Raw genomic sequence first — 20,434 nt, forward strand, 5'->3', positions numbered from 1 at the left:
ATCCAAACAAGCAAATTCAAAAATGCCAAAACGTCGAACGCGATCCGATGTTGTTCGAGTTTTTGGAATTTTGACTTTCGAAATTGTTTCGTGCTTCGGATTTCGTGCTTCGAAATTTGAGTGCCCGGGAGGACGACTGTCACATCCCCACGCTTCTTTTCAGGGCGGAGATTTCCTGCTGCGTTAACGGGCGGTATTCGCCGGGCGCGAGCGGGCCCAGCCGGAGCGGCCCCATGCGAATGCGCACGAGCTTCTCGACGAAGTAACCCCGCGCTTCGAACATCCGCCGCACTTCACGGTAGCGTCCTTCGCGAACTTCCAGCTCGATCCACGCCTTTTTCTTCAGGACCTCGACGACTCTGGCTTTGGCCGGCGCCGTCCAACCGTCCTCCAGCCGAATCCCTTTCCGCAGCCGATCGAGCTCCTGCTCAGACGGACAGCCGCTGACTTTCACCCGATATACCTTGCGCACGCCGTAGCGCGGATGCGTGAGCTTCTGCGCCAGCTCGCCGTCGTTGGTGAGGAGTAGGAGACCCGAAGAATTGAAATCCAATCTACCGACGGGAAAGACGCGGCCTTTTTTACCTAGACTCTCCAGCCATTCGCCGAGGTGCGGCCGCCCCTCGGGATCGTTCATCGACGTGATCAATCCCGGCGGTTTATGGAAGAGAAAATAGTTGAGCGCGGGCCGAACAATGAGCTTGCCGTCGACCTTGATTTTGTCCTTGACGACATCGGCCTGAGTGCCGAGCTTGGTAACCACCGCGCCGTTCACCGTGACGCGCCCGTCCTGAATCCATCTCTCGGCTTCCCGGCGCGACGCCAGGCCGGCGCGGGAAATAATTTTCTGCAAACGCTCCATAGAAACAGTAGGCAGTAGGCAGGAAGCAGTAGGCAGTTCTCTCTTTGAGTGATGGCTGCTTACTGCCTACTGCTTGCTGGATTCTGGCGGGGCTTCTTCCGGGGGTGGCGGCGGGGTCTCGCCTTCCGGTAGCGTCATCTCTTCCATCTCCTTCAAGGTCGGCAGATGGGTCAAATCTTTGAGATTGAAGAGCTGGAGAAACTCGGGCGTGGTGCCGTAGAGAAACGGCCGGCCGGGAACGTCTTTCCGCGCGACGATGCGAATCAGCCGCCGGTCTAACAGCGTCGCCACCACCCCATCGACGTCGACGCCGCGGATCGCTTCGATCTCGGCGCGGGTGATCGGCTGCTTGTAGGCGATGATGGCGAGCGTCTCCAAGGTGGCGCGGCTCATGCGGGCCGGCCTGTCGCGATAAAGCTTCTTCACCCAATCGGCATTCTCGCGGGCGGTCTGCATCTGATAACCGCCGGCGACCTCGGCGATCCGGAAGCCGCGGTCGGCGTCGTCGTATTCCGCCTGTAGGTCCCGGAGCGCGGCGGCGATCTCGTTACGCTCCGCGCCTTCGATAACCTCGCCGAGGCGCGGCAGCGTCACCGGCCCCTCGGACGCGAAGAGTAGGCTCTCCAGAATCGATTTCAATTGTTCACGCTTCATCGATATCTTCCTCGATGATCCCGCCGGCCATCTTTTGATGCGCCTCTTCCAACGGCGCCGCCGGCGCAATGATAATCGGTCCGGTAGTTTCCTCCTGCCATATTTTCACCGCGCGAATCTTGACCAGCTCCAGCATGGCGAGAAACGTCACCACGACCTCCATCCGCGACACCGCCCCCGTGAAAAGCTCTTGAAACACCGCTTTGCCTCGGCGATGCAGGTCGGCCAAAATCTGGCTCATTTTTTCCCGTACCGATACCGTTTCCAGCTCGACCTGGTGCACTGAATCCTTGGGCAGCCGATCGAGCACGGTGCGGAGCGCGGCGATCAAGTCGAACAGAGAGACGGTCTCAAAGCCCACGGTCTCCACCTGTTCCGGCGGCTCGGGCGAGCGGACGAATACGTCGCGCTTCAAGATGTCGCGCCGTTCCAGCTCTCCCGCTGCTTCTTTGAATCTCTGATACTCCAACAGCCGGCGCACCAGCTCGTCGCGCGGATCGCCCTCCTCGTCTTCTTCCAGATCAGTTTCGTCCGGCGGCAGCAGCATTCTCGACTTGATGTGGACCAGGGTCGCCGCCATCACCAGAAATTCTCCGGCGACGTCGAGGCTCAACATCTCCATCAGCTCCAGCGTGGCGAGATACTGCTCGGTGATCGCGGCGATGGGAATATCCGTGATGCTGACCTCGTTCTTCTTGATCAAGTGGAGCAGGAGGTCCAGCGGGCCTTCGAACATCTCCAATTGAACTGTGTGAGTCATAGGCCGATCGCTTCCCGGACTTCATTCATGGTCTCCGCGGCTTTCTCCTGCGCCACGCGATTCCCTGCCGCCAAAACATCTTCCACTTCCGCCGGGCGCTGCTCGAGCGCGGCCCGCTTCTCCCGCATCGGCGCAAGCTCTTCGATCACGTGCTTGATCATGATCTTCTTGCATTCGAGGCAGCCGATGCCCGCGGTGCGGCAGCCTTGGGTGACGTAGTCGATCTCCTGCGGCGTGCAGTAGATCTTGTGCAGGTTGAACGCCGGACATTTTTCCGGCTCGCCCGGATCTTTGCGCGTCACGCGCGCCGGGTCGGTCATCATGCGGCTCAACTTTTGATCGATCTCTTCGGGCGGATCGGTGAGGAAGACCGCGTTGCCGTAGCTCTTGCTCATTTTCCTGCCGTCCAGGCCGGGAACCTTCGGCGTTTGTGTCAAGAGAACTTCGGGCTCGGGAAAAATCGGCGCGTAAACCTGGTTGAAGCGGCGCACGATCTCGCGCGTAAGCTCCACGTGCGGCGCCTGGTCCACGCCCACGGGAACCTTGTTGCCTTTGTACATGATGATGTCCGCCGCCTGAAGCACCGGATAGCCCAGGAAACCGTAAGTGGAGAGATCGCGCTCTTTCAGTTCCTGGACCTGCTCTTTGTAAGTCGGGTTGCGCTCCAGCCACGGCACCGGAATGATCATCGAAAGCAGCAGGTGCAGCTCCGCGTGTTCCTTGATGTCCGATTGGCGAAAGATAACGGAGCGCTTCGGATCCACGCCGGCACTCAGCCAATCTGCGGCCATCTCGATACCGCTCCGGCGAATACCCTTGGGGTTCGAGTAATCCGTCGTCAGCGCGTGCCAGTCGGCGACGAAGAAAAAACAACGATAGTCCTTTTGCAGCTTCACCCAATTCTTGAGCGCGCCGTGAAGGTGGCCGAGATGAAGGCTCCCCGTTGGCCGCATGCCGCTGACGATGGTTTCGGTAGCCACTGTTTAAACCAGCCAGTTAAAAACCCCGAGCAGAAAACGTATCGCTGGGCCCATCAAGTGATCCAGCACGTCGGTCATCAAAAGCACGATGACGATCAGAAAACCGAAAGGCTCGACGCGCGCAACGGCCGACGACTGCGGCTCCGGCAATAGCCCGACCAGCACCCGGCCGCCGTCGAGCGGCGGAATCGGAATCAAGTTGAACACCGCCAGAACCACGTTCATGATCACCGTCGTTTTGGCCATGTCGGTCAGCGGCCCAAGAATCGCGATCGACGACCCCGAACCCGACGAAAGCGGCTCGTCATAAGACAGAAGCAACTTCAAAACCATCGCGCTGCCGAAGGCGAGCACAAGGTTCGTCAGCGGTCCGGCCAGGGCGACCCAGATCATGTCCCGCTTGGGTCGATTGAGATTGTGAAAATTCACCGGCACGGGCTTCGCGTAGCCGAAAACAAAAGGCGAATGTGCGACGATCAGCAGAAGCGGCAACAAGACGGTGCCGAACGGATCGATATGGGCGAGAGGGTTGAGAGTCAGCCGTCCCATCCGCGCCGCCGTCGGATCGCCCAAGTAGTACGCGACGTATCCATGCGCGACTTCATGGAAAACGATAGCCACCAGCACCGGCACCGCCCAGATCGCGATATTTTGTATCGTCTCCACAACCGTATACGTTACTTTTCAAAGATAGGGCACGCACCGCGAAAACACAAGAAAAAACTTGCCGGTTCAGGCGTAAAGCGGGTTCGGAATCGAGTCGTTGGCCGAGCATCGATTGCACCGAGCGAAAGCGCACGCGAGTTGACATAGCGCCGGCTTATCGGATACGCTTTTCTTTGAAAAAAGATTTCTTTGTACCGTCATGGGACTTACGTTCATTCAGGCTACGGTAGCCGGTTCGAGAGGTCGAAAGCGGTCCGTGCGCTTTTTAGTCGACAGCGGAGCCTCCTACACGGTGCTGCCCGAGAAGGTATGGAAAGGCCTTGGGCTGCGGCCCAAGCGCGAGCTCACCTTCACGCTAGCCGACGGCACGGATCTCCGTAGAAAAGTTTCCGAGTGTCTCATCCGTTATAACGGCTTGGAGGGACATACGCCGGTCATCCTCGGCGAGCGCGGAGACCAGCCGCTTCTTGGCGCCGTTACTCTTGAGATCCTCGGTCTTGTCCTCAACCCGTTTACCCGCACTCTCCAGCCGATGAAACTCATGGTGGCCAAGCACTGAGCGCTGCCGAGTTTCGACGCTTCTCTAGCGCACAAATCCGACGGACCTGCGCTGCTTGCCGCCAAACTATTTTCCGCCGGCTCTTTCCCGCGGATGGTATTTGCGATGGGCTTCTTTCAAATGGCTGCGCGTGAGATGCGTATAAATTTGCGTCGTCGAAATGTCTGCGTGGCCGAGCATCGATTGAACGGAGCGGAGATCCGCGCCGCCTTCCAGCAGATGCGTGGCGAAGGAATGGCGCAAGGTGTGCGGCGTCACCCGCTTCTCGATGCCGGCCGCGAGGCTGTGATGCTTGAGCGCCTTCCAGAATCCCTGGCGCGTCATCGCCCTGCCCGAGCGAGTGACGAATAGATGCGGGCTCGACCGCCCGCGAAGAAATTTCGGCCGCACTTCGGTTAAATAACGGACCAGGCTTTCTCTCGCCTTCCTGCCGAACGGGACCTGGCGCACCTTGGCGCCTTTTCCTTTGACGATAAGATAATTGCCGTCCATGTTGACCTGATGGGCGAGGAGCGAGACCAGCTCGGAAACCCTGAGACCGGCCGCGTAGAGCAGCTCCAGCATCGCCCGGTCGCGGCGGCCGAGAGCGGTCGTCGGATCGGGCTGGCTCAAGAGCTTGCCGATCTCGTCGGCGCCGAGAACGTGCGGCAGCCTTCTCGGACCGCCATGATCGCTGAACTGCGGCATCGGATTCTCTTTTATCTGCTCCTCTTTTTCCAGAAATCGGTAGAATTGGCGCGCCGAAACCACGGCGCGGGCGATCGAGCGCGCGCTCAACTTGCGCGCGCGCAGCGACGCGAGAAAGGAGCGCAAGTGAACGGTCTCGCTTCTTCCCCAAGCATCCACGCCGCGTGATTTCAAAAAGTTCGCCAGACGATTGAGGTCGCGGCTGTACGCCTCGATCGTATTTCGCGCCAGCCCTTTCTCGACGGTGAGCGCGTCGAGAAACGAATCAATTTGCGGACTGAGCGATTCCTTCATTCTCGGCCGCCATCAAGGTTTCGCACAGCTCGCGCCGGATGCTTTCGAGGCGCGCCGGGTCGGCGATCTTCCCGCCGTGCTCGTCGGTGACGTAAAAAACGTCCGCCACCTGATCCACGTTGGTCGATATCTTGGCGACGTGAATCGAGAGGCCGAGGAGGTGCAGCGTGTGGGTGATGGTGAACAGGACGCCGATCCGGTCTTGCGTGTAAACATCGACGATCGTGAAGTCGTCGGAGGCGCGGTTGTCGACCAAAACCGCCGTCGGAACTTTGGGCGCGCGCTTTTTGAACAGCGACGGACGCTCCGACTCTTCGACGAGCCGGGCGACGTCGGCCGCGCCGCTGAGCACCTGCTCCAGCAGCGCCCGCATCCGCTCCCATTTTTCCGGCCTCACCGCGGCTTCCGGCGTGCCCATATGAGATATGCGAAAAACGTCGAGGATCAATCCGTCCTTCCGCGTGATGATGCGCGCGCTCAAAATGTCGAGGCCCATCGCCGCGAAGACGCCCGCGATGCTGGCGAAAAGGCCGGGCCGGTCGTTCGTGCAAATGGCCATCTCGCTGAGCTCTTTCTCCGGCATATGGCGCACCGTGCTGACGAAGGTCTGGCCTTTGAACTGCCCCTCGATCTTCCTCGGGGCGGTGAGCTCGCCGAACCGCTCGATCAGCTCGAAGTGAAACGGGATGTCTTCCTCCGGCGTCGACAGAAAGTATCGCTCCGGCATGGACGCGAAAAAATTCCGGATCCTCTCCGGCGGATGCCAGGGCGTCAGTTGGCGCTCCAGCCGCGACTGGATGCGCCGGATCTTCTCGATGCGGGCCTCCGTCCGCGACTCGCCTTTCTCCAGAGCTTCCAACTCTTGCAGCGATCCCAGATAGAGCTGCTCGAGCAGCGACGCCTTCCACGGATTCCAGACCTGCGGGCCGACCGATTTCATGTCCGCATAGGTCAAGAGGTAGAGCATCTTGAGGTTGTCCGCGTTGCCCATCGTCTTGGCGAAATCGAGCACGAGCTTGTCGTCTTCGATGTCCCGGCGAAACGCCGTGTGGGCGAAGAGCAGGTGATGCAGCACGAGAAATTCGAGCTGCTCCGTGTCGTCCACGTTGAGTCCCATCCGGGCGGCGATCGCTCTCGCGATGTCTCGCCCTTTCTCCGAGTGGCCGCCGCCGAGTCCCTTGCCGATGTCGTGAAAAAGGAGACCGAGGTAGAGGATCTCGATTTTTTCGGTTTCCCGCGCGAGCTGGGTCAGCAGCGGCAAGGCGTCGCGCAACTCGCCCGACTTGAGCCGTTCCATCTCCTTGACCAGGCGGAGCGAATGCTGATCGACCGTGTAGATGTGGTAGAGATCGTGGAGCGCCATGCATAAAAGCCGGCCGAACTCGGGGATCAACGCGCCCAGCACGCCCGAGCGGTGCATCTCCGTCAGCGTTTCATAGACCCGCTCCTTGTATTTGAGGATTTCAAGAAAGATGCGGTTGACGGCGGGGGAGCGGCGAAAGCGATCGTCGATCGTCTCGGCGCGCTGCCGCGCCAGCTCGCGCGTCTCGTGGCTGATCTGCGCCCGGTGTTTCTGCGCGTCGGCGAAGATCGCGATCAGAGTCTCCGGCGGCGCCGAGAGAACGGAAGGTTGGGTTACCCAAAGCGTGCTTCGGGAAATCGCCACGCCCGGCCGGACCTCCTGCCCCGCGACGCCCGCCGCCCGGCCTCTCCACTGCCATTGGGGCGGCTCCGAAGGCTCGGTCAGGCGCTGGATGACCAAGGTCGAGATGCGGCTGATCTGCGAAGCTTCGAGGTAGTAGGCGCGCATAAAAGCCTCGACGCCTTTCACCCTGCCGTTATCTCTGTATCCCAGCGCCTCGGCGACGATCTCCTGTTCTTCGAAGGTCAACTGGTCCTGATGCTTTTTGGAATGGAAGTGAAGCTCGTTCCTGATCCGCCAAATGAAATCGCGCGCCGTCTTGAGCGCCGCCAGATCCGCGTCGTTGATAACGCCGCGCCCCGCGAGGTCGTCGAGGGTGCGGGTCCCGAGCTTCATTTTGGCGATCCAAAGCGCCGTATGAATGTCTCTCAGCCCTCCTTCGCTCTCCTTGATGTCCGGCTCCAGCAAATAAACCGATCCGCCATAGCGCTCGTGCCGCTCGCGGCTCTCGGCCAATTTTTCGCGCATGAATCGGTCGCCGTGTTTCCTCTCCAGAGTGTCCTCGACCGCTTTGTCGAACTCGGTGTAAAGCGCCTCGTCGCCGCAGAGGTAGCGGGAATCGAGCAGCGAGGTCCTGATTTTCATGTCGGCAAGCGCCATGCGCATCGAGTCCGCAACGCCGCGCGTCGCGTGCCCGACGACGAGGCCGGCGTCCCATAGAGTGTAGAGGACTTTCTCGGCAACCGTCTCGACGTACGACGTGACCTTCCAGTGATAGAGAAACAAGAGATCGATGTCGGATTGCGGGTTGAGCTCGGCGCGGCCGTATCCTCCCTGCGCGACGAGCGTGCAGCGCGGATTCAAGCTCGGATAGCGCAAAATATGATCCTGGCTCGCGGCGTCGAAGATGCGGCGGATCAAATGATCGATCAACGTGGTATACGCCGCAACGACCTCGTGGCCGCCCGCGCCGGCGCGGTGCCGCTCGTGCATAACCTGCCTTGCCCGCTCGAGATAGGAGCGCGCGCCGCGGACCGGATCGGACTCCGCCCAGGTCTCGTCAAAAAGCGTTCGGGAAATTTCCGTCGTGTCCATCGGTGTCACTAAAGATTCTTCACCACCTGCGCGCTCTCCTGATATTTCTTGATCCCCTCGAACAATGCGTCGGCGAGCGCGTCCTGGTAGGCCTCTTTGGTCAGCGCTCGGCCCTCGGTCTTGTGCGTGACAAAAAACATTTCGACCAGGACGCTGGGCATGCGCGCGCCGACCAGAACGTAGAACAAAGCTTTTTTGACGCCGAGGTCGCGCACTTCACCATAGCGCCGGCCTACCTGCGAGACAACGGAGGCGTGCAGACGGTTGGCCAGCGTGATCGAATCCTCGAGCTTCAAGTTCTGGATCATGTCGCTCAGGATGAACTGAATGTCGGTGACGCTGGTGCGCGCGACGGCGTTTTCACGCGCCGCGAGCCGGTTGGCGGCTTCGTCCGTAGTATTGTCCAGATAGTACGTTTCCAGACCTCTTGCGTCCGGATTCGGGCTCGCGTTCACGTGGAGCGAGATGAAAAGATCGGCCTGTTCCGCATTGGCGATCGCCGTGCGGTCTTTTAGATCGACGAAAGAATCGTCGTTCCGCGTGAGAACGACCTCCACGCCCATTTCTCGTTTCAGTTTGAGCGCCAGCTTCCTGGCGACGTTTAAAACGACATCCTTCTCCGCGATCCCGCCGACTCCGATCGCGCCGGGATCTTTGCCGCCATGACCCGGATCGATGACGATCTTGCGGAGCGCGGGGACGAGAGGCTTGGCGGTTTTTGCTCCCGGAGCCGCTTCTTTCTTTTTCTCCACCGGAGCGACTCTGTCGCCGTTCTCCCGTCCCTGGATATCGACGACCAGACGATAAGGATTGGATAACACCGAGGTCCGGTAACTCCCCACGCTGTTCATGTCCAGCACCACGCGCACCACCTCGGGGCTGAACTGCGCGGCGCGCACCTGGCGCAACAATCCGTCCTGAATCAAAATCGGCTGCTTGGCGTCCGCGCCGAGCCGAGAGCCCACGAGATCGACGTAGATGCGCGGCGGAAGCCCCTTGGACAGATCCTCTTTAAGCGCGTGCGTCGCGTAACGAACTTCCGACGACAGCTCCAGCGTCACCCGGGTACGGCTTTCCGTCGAGGCGTAGCGGATCTGGGATAGAACGGCCTTTCCCGGCTCGGCCGCATGGCTCGACGCGCCGGCCAGTAGCATCAAGAAAAGCACCCGATAAATACTGCGAAAGCGCATCGGACTTATCGATTCTCCTTTTTCACCTGTTCGACGAGGTCGTGCAAAACATTCAACGCTTCGAGCGGCGTCAAGGTCGAAACGTCGATTTTCTTAAGCTCGTCGCCGAGCCTGCTTTCCGCAGAGCCGAACAAGGCCATCTGCGCCGGTTCTTCCTTCCGCGTTCCGCGCGCGAGCCTCGGGCGGCCCCTTTCGTCCAGCTCGCCGCCGGCTAAATTTTTCAGTATCTCCTTGGCGCGCTCGACCACCGTTTCCGGAAGTCCCGCCAACCTGGCGACGTGAATTCCGTAGCTGCGGCTGGCCGCGCCTTCGACCAAGCTGCGGAGAAAAATGACATCCCCCTTCCACTCTTTCACCGCGAAGTTGAAATTCTTCACCCGCTCGTTCGTCAGCGCCAGGTCGGTCAGCTCGTGATAATGCGTCGCGAACAGAGTGCGCGGCCGGTGCGGCGAGTCGTGAAGCGACTCCGCGACGGACCAGGCGATCGAGATGCCGTCGAAGGTGCTGGTGCCGCGTCCGACCTCGTCGAGAAGAATCAGGCTTCGCGCCGTCGCGTGGCGCATGATGTGCGCCGTCTCTTTCATCTCGACCATGAAGGTCGATTCGCCGCGCGCTAGATAATCCGCCGCGCCGATGCGCGTGAAGATGCGGTCGACAAGGCCGACGCGGGCCTCGGCCGCCGGCACGAAGCTTCCCATCTGCGCCAGGACGACGATCAGCGCGACCTGGCGCATGTAAGTCGATTTACCGGCCATGTTCGGCCCGGTGAGGACGATGATTTGCTGCGACTCGGGATCGAGCGCGCAATCGTTGGCCACGAAGGCGCCGCGGCCGAGCACGGCCTCGACGACCGGGTGGCGCCCCTCGCGAATCGAAATGCAAAGGCCGCTGTCCACCTGGGGCCGGACGAAATGGTTGGAATGCGCCGACTCGGCGAGCGCAAGCAGCACGTCGAGTGTCGCGAGCGCGTCGGCGGTCCGCTTCATCGGGTCATAATAAGTCGCGATGGTCTCCCGCACCTCGCTAAAGAGAGCCAGCTCGATCTTTTGAATCTCCTCTTCCGAATTTAGAATTTTGGCTTCATATTCCTTCAGCTCCGAAGTGATGTAGCGCTCGCCGTTCGCCAAGGTCTGCTTGCGGACGTAGTCCGCCGGCACGGCGCCGAGATGGGAGCGGGTCACCTCGATGTAATAGCCGAAGACCCGATTGTACCTGACTTTGAGAGAGTTTATTCCGGTGCGCTTCTTCTCGCTGCTCTCGAAGCGCGCGACCCACTGCTTGGCGTCCTTGCGCAGCGAGCGCAGCTCGTCCAATTCGGCGTTATATCCGGGGCGAATCGTTTCGCCGGCCTTGAGCGTCGCCGGCGGATCATCGACGATGGCCCGCTCGAGGAGCGCGATCGCCTCCGGCAGGTCGAGCAATTCACCCGCCAATGAGTCGAACATCCCCGCCGAGCGACGTTGGACCGCGGCCTTGATCGGAGCAACGGCGCGCAACGTGTCCTTGACCGCAATTAAGTCCCGCGGCTGCGCGCTGCCCGCGACGATTCTTCCGGCCAGCCGGTCGAGATCCTGAACTCCCTTCAACAAATCTTTTAGCTCCTGGCGCGCGGCGTAATCCTCCACCAGCTCCCCGACGCCTTCCTGGCGGGCGCGAATGGCTCGCTCATCGAGCAAGGGGTACAAAACCCACTGCCGCAGCCGGCGCGCTCCCATCGGAGTCTCCGTCCGATCGAGAATCCCCAGCAGGGAATTTTTCTTGCTTCCCTGGAAGTCCGAGAGCAGCTCGAGGTTATGACGGGTGATCTCATCGAGCATCAGATAGCGCGAGGCCGAATAAGGCCGCAATGGGCGCAGCCCCTTCACGACCGCCGGGGAGTTTTCCTCCAAAAATGCGACGACCGCTGCAGCCGCGTGAATCCCCTGCTCCCACTCCCCGTCGATCTGACCGGACCAGAGCTTAACCGCCTTCAGGCGCTCCTCGGCGTTGGCGGAAAACCAGAGCGGGGAGACCGGACTCAGATGAAGCCCCGGAAAATCGCGCGACAATTCTGCAGCGATGGATTCGCCGGCGTCGGTGAGAATCAACTCGCGCGGACGCACCCGTCCGATTTCATCTTTCAAGGACGCGTAGTCCGCGACTTGGGTGAAGCGAAACTCGCCGGTGGTCACGTCGGTTACGGCGAGACCGTAGACTTTCTTGCCGCACGCGACGGCCGCAAGGAAGCTGTTGTCGCCGGCGTCCAGCGCGTCGCCTTCGGTGACGGTTCCCGGCGTGACCACGCGCACAACCTCGCGCTGCACGATGCCCTTGGCGATTTTCGGATCCTCTACCTGCTCGCAGATGGCGACTTTGTAGCCGGCGTCGAGGAGCTTGCCGACGTACGGCGTCATGGCGTGATAAGGAACGCCGCAGAGCGGGACCCCGCCGTCGTCGCTGCGGTTGCGCGACGTGAGCGCGATGTCGAGAATCTTCGAAGCCTTCTCCGCGTCTTCGAAGAACATCTCGTAAAAATCGCCCAGGCGAAAAAACAGGATCGCGTCGCGGTACCTCTCCTTGATCTGGAGGTACTGCCGGATCATAGGCGTGAGCTTGGAGGCTTCCATGAGAATCTACGCCGCCGTTTGCTTCCCTTCGCCCCTGCGCTCGCGCGCGGCAATTTCACCGCGGGTTATACGGCGAACTTCGCCGTCCAGCTCACGCACGAGATTGCCGATGCCGAGGGAAAAGACGAACCGACGGTCCATCGCTTCGAGGATCTTTTTCCGATCGCTGGTGAGCACGAACAGCTTGTCGCCGTCGGTAAGGTAGCGGAGCGACTGGAGCGGCTGTGCCTCACCGGGAAATGATTCTTTGAGGTGGCGCAGACAGCGGCGGATTTTTTGCAGGCTAAGCCCATGCTCGCCCAGGTCTTTGACGACCTTGAGCTGCACCAGGTCGGAGAACGAATAGAGCCGCTTCGTCCCCCGCCCGCCCGCCGTCTTCACCGACGGCTGGATGAACCCCTGCTCGTCCCAGTATTGGATCTGCCGAAGGCTCACGCCGACGATCCGGCTCACCGTCTTGCTGTCGAAAGCGTCCATTCAAACCTCCAAAAATGGAAACAAGAGTGTTTTCAGGGAAGGATAAAAGGGAGGGGAAGAATTGTCAAGGAAAATGGTTATTTCGATCGGTTCGCAGATCGATGGCTGGGATGTCGCCCTGAGCCCTTCGCTCGATGTCATCCTGAGCAAGGCGAAGGATCTCGCGTCCTACTCAAGGTAAACTCCGCGAAGGGTCTCGAGACCTGTCCTGAGCGAAGTCGAAGGATTCTTCGGCTTCGCCTCAGAATGACAAAAGCGGTTTTCACTTCACGGTTTCGAGTGCCCCGGATCGATCCAGTACACCTCTTCCGGCTTTTCCACAGCAGCGATATCTAGATTCACGACGACCGGCTCCTGGTCGCTGCGCACGACGACGCACATGAGGGGCTCATCGGTCAGCGCGTTGATCTCCTGATGCGGAACGAACGGCGGGACGAAAATAAAATCCCCCGCCCCGGCGTCGGCGACAAACTCCAACTTCTCACCCCACCTCATCCTCGCTCTGCCGCTGATGATATAGATGACGGTTTCCAGCGCTCCATGGTGATGCGGCGCGGTCTTGGCGTTGGGATGAATTTCGACGCTGCCCGCCCACAGCTTGTTCGCTCCCGCCATCGCGCGATTAATCGCTGCGGCCCGCGTCATCCCCGGCGTTTGCGGCGTGTTCGTGTCGAGCTGATGGCTGCGGACGATTCGCACGCCGTCATCGCGCCATTGTGATTTCTGCTCGGCCATCAGTGCGAATGGTGCTTGCGCTGCGCGTCGACGCGCTTAACGGAACCTCCAAGGAGCCAACGACAAAGGGGGTTCTTCATCATAAATCTTAAACACCCTTTAACGCTTCCAGCACTTTCTCCGCCGTGATGGGAAGAGACTTGATCCGCACCCCGACGGCGTCTTCGACGGCATTGGCGATCGCCGCCGCGGTATTGCCGATGCACTTCGGTAATAGTTGGTTACTCCTATTTCTCTGTAAGCTCTACCCGTGCCCTCGTCTCCGGTTTGTGGTCGGTCAAGTTGGTCTTGCGCCACGCCTCAAATTCGGAAAACCGCAGATCCGGCGGTTGCGCCCACCTTGGATCCCGGAAGTAGGTCCACGTGTATTCCGGTATGAATCCAGCGTTGGCCACCGCTACTAGCTGATCCAGGTAAGCATCAGGCTTGGCTTTCTGGGATTCCCGCACATGGCGCCACACGGCAGCGCACGCCTGACGGGCTTCGACTTCCTCGGCAAATGTATATTGGTATCGCGTAGCGCCGGGATTTTTCTCCCAGTATAACTTATCTACCCAGAGTGAACGTGAACCGGCATAATACAGCCATGCCGGTCTCGCAGCCTCGGGGAGCGACGAATCAACAACAATCCGCGTGCTGAGCCTACGGTCAGAAGCCGAATGATAAGCACAGCCGACAGACAAAATAAACACCAGGGGTATAAGGAAGTATCTCATCGCATGATATCTGTCGGCCGCTCAGCGCCCCTTTAACGCTTCCAGAACTTTCTCCGCCGTGATCGGGAGCGATTTGATCCGTACCCCGACGGCGTCTTCGACGGCGTTGGCGATCGCCGCCGCGGTGGGCATGATGGCGGTCTCGCCGATGCTCATGCTGTGGTACGGTCCGCTGCCGGCGGCGGACTGGATGACGGTAGTCTGGAGCGGCGGGATGTCTTGAATCGTGGGGATTTTATATTCGCCGAGGTTGGCCGTCGCGACCTTGCCGCCTTCGTCGATCGCCACTTCTTCCATGCGCGCCTGGCCCATGCCCATGACGATGCCGCCGTCGATTTGTCCCTGATGGCTGAGGGGATTCACGATCGTTCCGGTATTATGGGCCGTAGAGAGCCGACGGATTTTTACCGCGCCGGTTTCCCGGTCCACTTCGACCTCGGCGACCTGCGCGACCATTGAGGCCTCCGGCCCGTCCTTCATGTTTTGATAATGGCCTTCGGCGACGATCGGTGAGCCCTTCGCCTTCACGATCTCGGCAAAGGTCATCCTCCGCTCGGCGCGCGCATGAATCACGGCGCCGGCGTGGAGGATGAGGTCCTGCGGTGGCGCGCCCATCAGTCCCACGGCCGATCGGACGATCGCATCGCGCGCGTTCTTCGCCGCCTCGTAAGCCGCGCTGCCGTGGACTCTCGTGCTGCTGCTGCCGCGCACGCCGGTGTCTTTGAGCACTTTCGTCGTGTCCAGCGACTCGACCCCCACGAATTCCAGCGGCACCTTGAGCTCTTCGGCGACGATCTGGCGCATGACCGTATAGGCGCCCGAGCCGACGTCCATCACCGCGGCGGACAAGGTGACCGCGCCGTCTGCAGCGACCTTCACATAGGCGTACGATTCGCCGCCTTTGGATACCCACTGCGCGACGGCGCAGCCGCGCCCGACGCTTTTCGTCTTCGTTCCCGAGTAGCCCGAATCTTTCAGCGCTCGTTTGAGAGTTTCTTCGGCCCTGATGTGCTCGATCGTCTCGCCCGTGGGCGAGATATCGCCGTCGCGCATAAGATTCTTGAGCCGAAACTCCACCGGGTCGAGCCCCAGCTTCTTGGCGACGAGATCCATCTGGCTTTCGGTGGCGAAAAAGCCCTGCGTGTGACCCGGCGCGCGCATGTAGCCGCACGGCACGCGGTTCGTGTAAACGTAATTCTCCTCGATCAACACGTGCGGGATCCGGTATGGTCCGGCGCTGTCGTGCGCGCCGACGAGAAAACCCTGCGGCCGGAACGATGCGTACGCGCCGCTGTCGAAAATAAAAGCGGTATGCTGGGCGACGAGAGCGCCGTCTTTCTTCACGCCTGTCTTGATCCGGATCGTCGCCGCGTGCCGCGGATTGCCCGCGGCAAGCTCTTCGCTGTAATCCATCACGAATTTCACCGGACGGCCGCTCTTCGCCGACAGCGCGTAGCAGAGCGCGGCGTCGTTGTGGTCGCCTTTGCCGCCGAAGTCACCGCCGATATAACAAGGATGGACGACGAGCTTTTGCGGCGAGGTCCCGAACGCATTCGCCAGTTGGTCTCTTAGATTGTACGGGCTTTTCGTCGAGGCCCATATGTCGGCGTCCCCGTCTTCATGCGCCTGAACCACGCACGAGTGCGGTTCGATGTAGGCCTGATGGACTCGCGCAGTGGAAAAAACATTTTCGATGACGAAATCGGACTGCTCGAACCCTTCCGTTGCGTCGCCCTTTTTCCATTGCAAATGGACCATCACGTTGCTGGCCCGTTCCAGCGGGTGGACGAGACCGCTGTAACGGCCCACGTCCGGGTGAAGGATCGGCGCGCTCGCCATCATCGCCTGGAGCGGGTCCAGAACCGCAGGCAGGTCCTCGTATTCGACTTCGATGAGATCGATCGCCTGCGCGGCGATGTCTTCTGTTTCCGCCGCGACGGCGGCCACCTTCTCGCCGACGAATCGGACGACGTCCTCCGCCAGAACCGGCATGTCAATGATTTTCTTGCCGATCTTCGCGCCCGAAATATCTCTGCCGGTGATGACCGCGCGAACCCCGGGAAGCTCGCGCGCCTTCTCGATAGCGATTTTTTTGATCCGCGCGTGGGGCACGGGACTGCGCAGGACCTTGACCCAAAGCATGCCCGGCAAGACGACGTCGACGGCATACACCGCCCGGCCCGTGACCTTCTGCTCCCCTTCGACCCGTGGAGCGGGAACTCCCACGACGTGTTTATCGATCACTGAGGCCATGGAGAAATGTCAGATCTTCTTTTTTCTGCGAGAAACGTAATCGACGAGGAGATATTCACCGAGCCGGTCCGGCCGCGTGTAGAAGGCGCGGCCGCGATTGATGCGGGTGAGGGCGTCGACGAAGTCTTTGAGCACCGGACTGTCGTCGAGCATGAAGGTATTGATCTTGATGCCGCGGCGGGTGACGCGCTCGGCCTCGCGCAGGGTCTCTTCGGCCGCGCGCTGGCTGATGCCGCCGAAGCTGAGCGGCCACTCGCAATAGAGGCGGCCCTGGCGGCAATAGGCGGTGGGCTGGCCGTCCGTGATGATGATCATCTGCTGGTTTTGGCTCGGCCGCCGGTCGAGCATCTCCGCGGCGAGATGGAGTCCGTCTTGAAGGTTGGTAAAGGGATCGCCCATGTTCCACGTCGCTTCGGGAAGATCTTTCGCCTTGAGCTCGACGGCGCGGGTGAAAAAGCCGACGATGCCGAAGTAGTCGCGCGGATGCAGCGAGCGCATCAGGCTGTCCATCGCCAGCGCCACTTTCTTGGCCGCGGCGAAGCGCCCGTCCCAGCTCATCGACCAGCTCATGTCGAGCAGGAGCACGGTGGCCGCCCGCGTCGAATGTTCCGTTTCATAGACCATGAAATCGCTGGGACGAAGCCGGACGGGCAAGCCGCCTTCGTTCAGCAGCGCGTTCTTCAAGGTCTGGATGATGTTGAGGTGAAGCGAGTCGCCCTGAGCGTAGCGCCGGCTCTCTTCGGTCAAGAGCTCCTGCGAGCCGCGCTTGCGCACCGCGTGCCGCCCGAAAGCGTCGCGGCGAAGCTGCTCGAAGATGTCCCTGAGCGCCAGCTGACCGATTCTCCGGACGCCGCGCGGCGTGAGCTCGAAGTGGTCGCCGCGGCTGACGACGTAGCCTTCATCTTCGAGCGTGGACTCGAGACGGGCGACGCCTTCGAGATCGCGCGCCGCGTCGTTCCCCAGCAGCTTTTGCAGCAGATCCAATTCCACCTGATCCGGCCGCATGCTCGAAAGCTGCGATTCCAGACGGCGCAGCTCCTCCAGCCGGTCGAGAGTCTCTTGCGCTTCTTTGAAATCCAGCGGCGTCTGCCCGCGGAAGAGATTCCCCTCTCGTCGGATCGAGTTTTCGAGCCGCCGGATCTGATCCAGCCGGGAGAGCAGCTCCTGAAATCTCTCGCCGGCCTCGGGATTTTCAAATTCATAGTCGGAGAGCTTTTCTACGGCGTCGCTCGATTTCGCCGGCAAGCGGTCGAGGAATTTTTTCTTTTCTTCCGTCTCCGGTTTTTCGCCGAGCTCATCCAGCGTCCGCCGCTCGTCCTCGACGATCGACTGGAGCTCCTCCTTCACCTCGTCCAGCGCCGACTGAATCCGGTATTGCTCGTAAATCCGCCGCATCTCGCGCGCCACCTGCGAAAGCAGATCTTCCAGGCCGGGCGCGCGCTTCTCGCCCTGCTTGAGGCCGCGCTGCATCAGGCGGCGCATCGCCTGCTGCAGGTCCCCGGTGTCGCTCATATTTTCGTTGAGCTGCTCGAAGACGCTGTCGGCGTCGAGCGCGTCTCCGTTCGAACGGTCCCAGCGGCTGTAGCGGATCTTACGCATGCTAGCCTCATCACCCGACCCTCTCCCCTGCCCTCTCCCTCAGGGAGAGGGTAAGGGTGAGGGTTACTTTCCGTACGTGATCCTTCCGCCCTCCATCTCTTTGTTCAGCTTCTGGTGCAAATGAAGCCCTTCGAGAACGAACTCGGTCGCCGACGCCATCAGCGCGGGAGATTCCATCGGCCCGAGCGTGCGAATCGCTTCTTTGAGGCCGGGGATCTCTTTGATGCCCTCGAGGTAGTCCTGCGAAGGCATCGCGTCGGAGACCTCCACGCCCCAACCCGAGTTGAAGTAATCGACGACTTTCTGCAGCGAGTTGACCGTGAAGTATTGATCGAAGACTTTTAAGATAGCGCGATTGACGAGCTTCTCGACCAGATCGTCTTCCCTTTTGTCCTCGCCGACGTATTCCATCTCGATCTTCCCGCTGGTGGAGGCCAGGATCGAGTGCATATCGCTGACGCGCGGCACGACTTCCGTCTCTTTGAGGCGCAGCGCTCTTTTCTCCGCGTTGCTGATCAAGCTCTCGTAATTGTTGATCGTTACGCGCACGCTCACCCCCGACGATTGGTTGATCTCGTTCGACTTCCGCGCCTCGAACGTCATATGTCCGAGAATCTCCTTGATGAATTGCGGCACGCGCACCGTCTGGCTCCGGTCGCTCATCGGAGCGGACTCCTGCTCCATGATGGCCATCTCGTCCTGAATGGTCTGCGGATAGTGCGTGCGAATCTGGACGTCGAAGCGGTCCTTCAGAGGCGTGATGATTCTCCCGCGGCTGGTGTAGTCTTCCGGGTTGGCGCTGGCCACGATCACGACGTCGAGCGGCAGACGGATTTTGTATCCCTTGATCTGAACGTCCTTCTCTTCCATCAGATTGAAGAGACCCACCTGAACCTTTTCGGTGAGGTCGGGCAACTCGTTGATGGCGAAGACGCCGCGGTTGGTGCGCGGGATCAGACCGTAGTGGATCGTCTCTTCATCGGCCAGATAGCGTCCCTCGGCGACTTTGATCGGATCGATCTCGCCGATCAGGTCGGCGATGGAGACGTCCGGCGTCGCGAGTTTTTCGCCGTATCGATGGTCTCTGCCGATCCATTCGATGGCGAGCGCGTCTCCCTGCTCCTCCAGCTTTCTCCGGCAGGCGCGGCAGATCGGCTGAAAGGGATTGTCGCTGATCTCGCATCCCTGAACGATCGGGATCCGTTCGTCCAGGAGCGAGACCAATCCGCGGATGATCCGCGACTTGGCCTGGCCGCGCTCGCCCAGGAAAACCATGTGGTGCCCCGACAGAATCGCGTTCTCGATGTCGGGGATGACGGTCTCGTCGTAACCAACGATGCCCGGCAGAATGCGCTGGGCGCTCTGAAGATACGCCACCAGGTTTTTACGCATCTCCTCCCGCACCGTGAGGACCCGTTGCCCGCTTTTTCTAAGTTCGCCTAAAGTTCTTGCCTCGTTCACGCTTGATGCCTCCCGCTTTTAAAATATACACTCGCCTTTTTCATCCCTCATCCCTCAGCTTTCATGCTTTTTGTTTGTTCCCTGTACGGTCGCAATTCATTTTCCAGCGACGCGACCTGCCGCTCCTTTTCGCGCAGCGCGCGCCTGAGCGACCACTGATCGATCAGGAAGCCCGCCCCCGCGAGAACCACCCCGAGCAGGATCGAAAACATCACCAGCAAGAACAACGGCAGCGGCGGCGTCTCCAGACCGAAATAATATCTGAGCACGACCCATCCCGTGTTCTGCATGGAAAACGTGATGCCGAGAATGAAAAGCAGCGCCAGAAAAATCGTCTTCAGAACCTTAACCACGGTCGGCAGCCATCGCGTTTTGGAATAGAGGACTCAGCCGGTCATAGCTGTCGAGGAGATGCTGCGAGATGATTTTGGCCTCGCCGAGGACCGGCATAAAATTGGTGTCCCCCTCCCAGCGCGGCACCACGTGCCAATGAAGATGGTCCTCGACGCCCGCGCCGGCGCATTTGCCGAGATTCATTCCCAGATTAAACCCTCCCGGCTGATACGCTTGCCGAAGAATCTCGACCGACAGACGCAGCGTCTCGGAGAGGTCCCGGTATTCTTCTTGAGGCAGGGACGAGAGCTGGTTTTCATGCCGCTTCGGCGCCAGCAGAACATGGCCGCTATTATACGGGTATTTGTTCAACATGACCACCGAGTGGGCGGTTTCAGCGAGAATCAAGGCGGAGCGGAGGTCCTTCTCTCTAGGTCGGTCACAGAAAATGCATCCGGGAGTTTTTCCCTCTTCGATATAGGCCATTCGCCAGGGGGCCCAGAGCGCCCTCATTCAACGTCCTTAGGCACGGGTTTCCCGTCGACTCTGAGGCGCAGCTCTTTGCCCACTTTGAAAAACGGCACCCGTTTCGCGGCGACCGATACGATCTCGCCGCTCTTGGGATTTCTTCCTTCGCGGGCGCGCCGGTGCTTCACCACGAAGCTACCGAAGCCGCGAATCTCGATTCTCTCCCCGTGCCCCATGGCGTCCACCATGGATTCGAAGATTGCGTTGATGATGACTTCGGAATCGCGGTGCGACAGATGGGGAAATCTCTTGTTAATCTCTTCGATCAAATCCCGCTTCGTCATAAGACCCCCCTCGGCAAAACCGGAAATTCTCGAATGATGGTCGGCGGCTCGCC

General features: G+C 60.3%; 18 protein-coding genes. 1 reads left to right on the forward strand and 17 read right to left on the reverse strand.

The window, feature by feature from the left end:
* Nucleotides 1-139: 139 nt before the first annotated feature.
* The 5 genes from VGL70_20975 to VGL70_20995 all read right to left on the reverse strand — a co-directional run bounded on the left by VGL70_20975 (nt 140) and on the right by VGL70_20995 (nt 3,922).
* Nucleotides 140-862 (reverse strand): pseudouridine synthase, encoded by a 723-nt coding sequence (locus tag VGL70_20975; GenBank protein ID HEY3306001.1) that lies wholly within the window; start codon nt 860-862, stop codon nt 140-142.
* A gap of 66 nt (nt 863-928) precedes the next feature.
* The gene (gene scpB / locus VGL70_20980; GenBank protein ID HEY3306002.1) at nt 929-1,516 is read right to left on the reverse strand and encodes an SMC-Scp complex subunit ScpB; all 588 of its coding nucleotides are present in this window, start codon (nt 1,514-1,516) and stop codon (nt 929-931) included.
* Nucleotides 1,506-2,276: a segregation/condensation protein A gene (locus VGL70_20985; protein ID HEY3306003.1), complete on the reverse strand. Its 771-nt coding sequence runs from the start codon at nt 2,274-2,276 to the stop codon at nt 1,506-1,508. Before VGL70_20985 ends, scpB begins: the two co-directional genes overlap by 11 nt.
* Nucleotides 2,273-3,256, reverse strand: a complete 984-nt coding sequence (gene trpS, locus VGL70_20990; protein ID HEY3306004.1) for a tryptophan--tRNA ligase — start codon at nt 3,254-3,256, stop codon at nt 2,273-2,275. The genes VGL70_20985 and trpS overlap by 4 nt, the downstream gene beginning before the upstream one ends.
* Before the next feature lie 3 nt (nt 3,257-3,259).
* Nucleotides 3,260-3,922 (reverse strand): site-2 protease family protein, encoded by a 663-nt coding sequence (locus VGL70_20995; GenBank protein HEY3306005.1) that lies wholly within the window; start codon nt 3,920-3,922, stop codon nt 3,260-3,262.
* Between the two features lie 199 nt (nt 3,923-4,121).
* Between VGL70_20995 and VGL70_21000 the strand changes: the two genes are divergently transcribed.
* Nucleotides 4,122-4,481 (forward strand): aspartyl protease family protein, encoded by a 360-nt coding sequence (locus VGL70_21000; GenBank protein ID HEY3306006.1) that lies wholly within the window; start codon nt 4,122-4,124, stop codon nt 4,479-4,481.
* 66 nt (nt 4,482-4,547) lie between these two features.
* Here VGL70_21000 and xerD read toward each other — a convergent pair whose 3' ends face one another.
* The 12 genes from xerD to VGL70_21060 form a co-directional block, all read right to left on the reverse strand.
* Nucleotides 4,548-5,462 carry a site-specific tyrosine recombinase XerD gene (xerD, locus tag VGL70_21005; protein HEY3306007.1) on the reverse strand — a complete coding sequence of 305 codons (915 nt, stop codon included), beginning with the start codon at nt 5,460-5,462 and terminating at the stop codon, nt 4,548-4,550.
* Nucleotides 5,434-8,199 carry a [protein-PII] uridylyltransferase gene (gene glnD, locus VGL70_21010; GenBank protein HEY3306008.1) on the reverse strand — a complete coding sequence of 922 codons (2,766 nt, stop codon included), beginning with the start codon at nt 8,197-8,199 and terminating at the stop codon, nt 5,434-5,436. The genes xerD and glnD overlap by 29 nt, the downstream gene beginning before the upstream one ends.
* 8 nt (nt 8,200-8,207) lie before the next feature.
* Nucleotides 8,208-9,389 carry an N-acetylmuramoyl-L-alanine amidase gene (locus tag VGL70_21015; protein ID HEY3306009.1) on the reverse strand — a complete coding sequence of 394 codons (1,182 nt, stop codon included), beginning with the start codon at nt 9,387-9,389 and terminating at the stop codon, nt 8,208-8,210.
* Nucleotides 9,390-9,394: 5 nt separating this feature from the next.
* On the reverse strand, nt 9,395-11,995 hold the full coding sequence (mutS, locus tag VGL70_21020) for a DNA mismatch repair protein MutS (protein ID HEY3306010.1): 2,601 nt from the start codon (nt 11,993-11,995) through the stop codon (nt 9,395-9,397).
* 6 nt (nt 11,996-12,001) lie between these two features.
* Complete coding sequence (locus tag VGL70_21025; GenBank protein HEY3306011.1) at nt 12,002-12,472, reverse strand: MerR family transcriptional regulator; 471 nt, start codon at nt 12,470-12,472, stop codon at nt 12,002-12,004.
* A gap of 267 nt (nt 12,473-12,739) precedes the next feature.
* On the reverse strand, nt 12,740-13,207 hold the full coding sequence (locus tag VGL70_21030) for a cupin domain-containing protein (protein ID HEY3306012.1): 468 nt from the start codon (nt 13,205-13,207) through the stop codon (nt 12,740-12,742).
* Nucleotides 13,208-13,944: 737 nt separating this feature from the next.
* Entirely contained in the window at nt 13,945-16,176 is a 2,232-nt protein-coding gene (locus VGL70_21035) for a xanthine dehydrogenase family protein molybdopterin-binding subunit (GenBank protein ID HEY3306013.1), read from the reverse strand.
* Nucleotides 16,177-16,185: 9 nt separating this feature from the next.
* A complete protein-coding gene (locus VGL70_21040; protein ID HEY3306014.1) occupies nt 16,186-17,775 on the reverse strand; it encodes a VWA domain-containing protein in 1,590 nt (529 codons plus the stop codon).
* Nucleotides 17,776-17,838: 63 nt separating this feature from the next.
* Nucleotides 17,839-19,236 carry a magnesium chelatase gene (locus VGL70_21045; GenBank protein HEY3306015.1) on the reverse strand — a complete coding sequence of 466 codons (1,398 nt, stop codon included), beginning with the start codon at nt 19,234-19,236 and terminating at the stop codon, nt 17,839-17,841.
* A 47-nt stretch (nt 19,237-19,283) separates the two neighbouring features.
* Nucleotides 19,284-19,589 carry a LapA family protein gene (locus tag VGL70_21050; protein HEY3306016.1) on the reverse strand — a complete coding sequence of 102 codons (306 nt, stop codon included), beginning with the start codon at nt 19,587-19,589 and terminating at the stop codon, nt 19,284-19,286.
* Nucleotides 19,582-20,082: an HIT domain-containing protein gene (locus VGL70_21055; protein HEY3306017.1), complete on the reverse strand. Its 501-nt coding sequence runs from the start codon at nt 20,080-20,082 to the stop codon at nt 19,582-19,584. The genes VGL70_21050 and VGL70_21055 overlap by 8 nt, the downstream gene beginning before the upstream one ends.
* Nucleotides 20,079-20,381: an integration host factor subunit beta gene (locus VGL70_21060; protein ID HEY3306018.1), complete on the reverse strand. Its 303-nt coding sequence runs from the start codon at nt 20,379-20,381 to the stop codon at nt 20,079-20,081. Before VGL70_21060 ends, VGL70_21055 begins: the two co-directional genes overlap by 4 nt.
* Nucleotides 20,382-20,434: the final 53 nt, after the last annotated feature.

The sequence above is a fragment of the Candidatus Binatia bacterium genome (genome assembly GCA_036504975.1).
Lineage (GTDB): Bacteria > Desulfobacterota > Binatia > UBA9968 > UBA9968 > JAJPJQ01.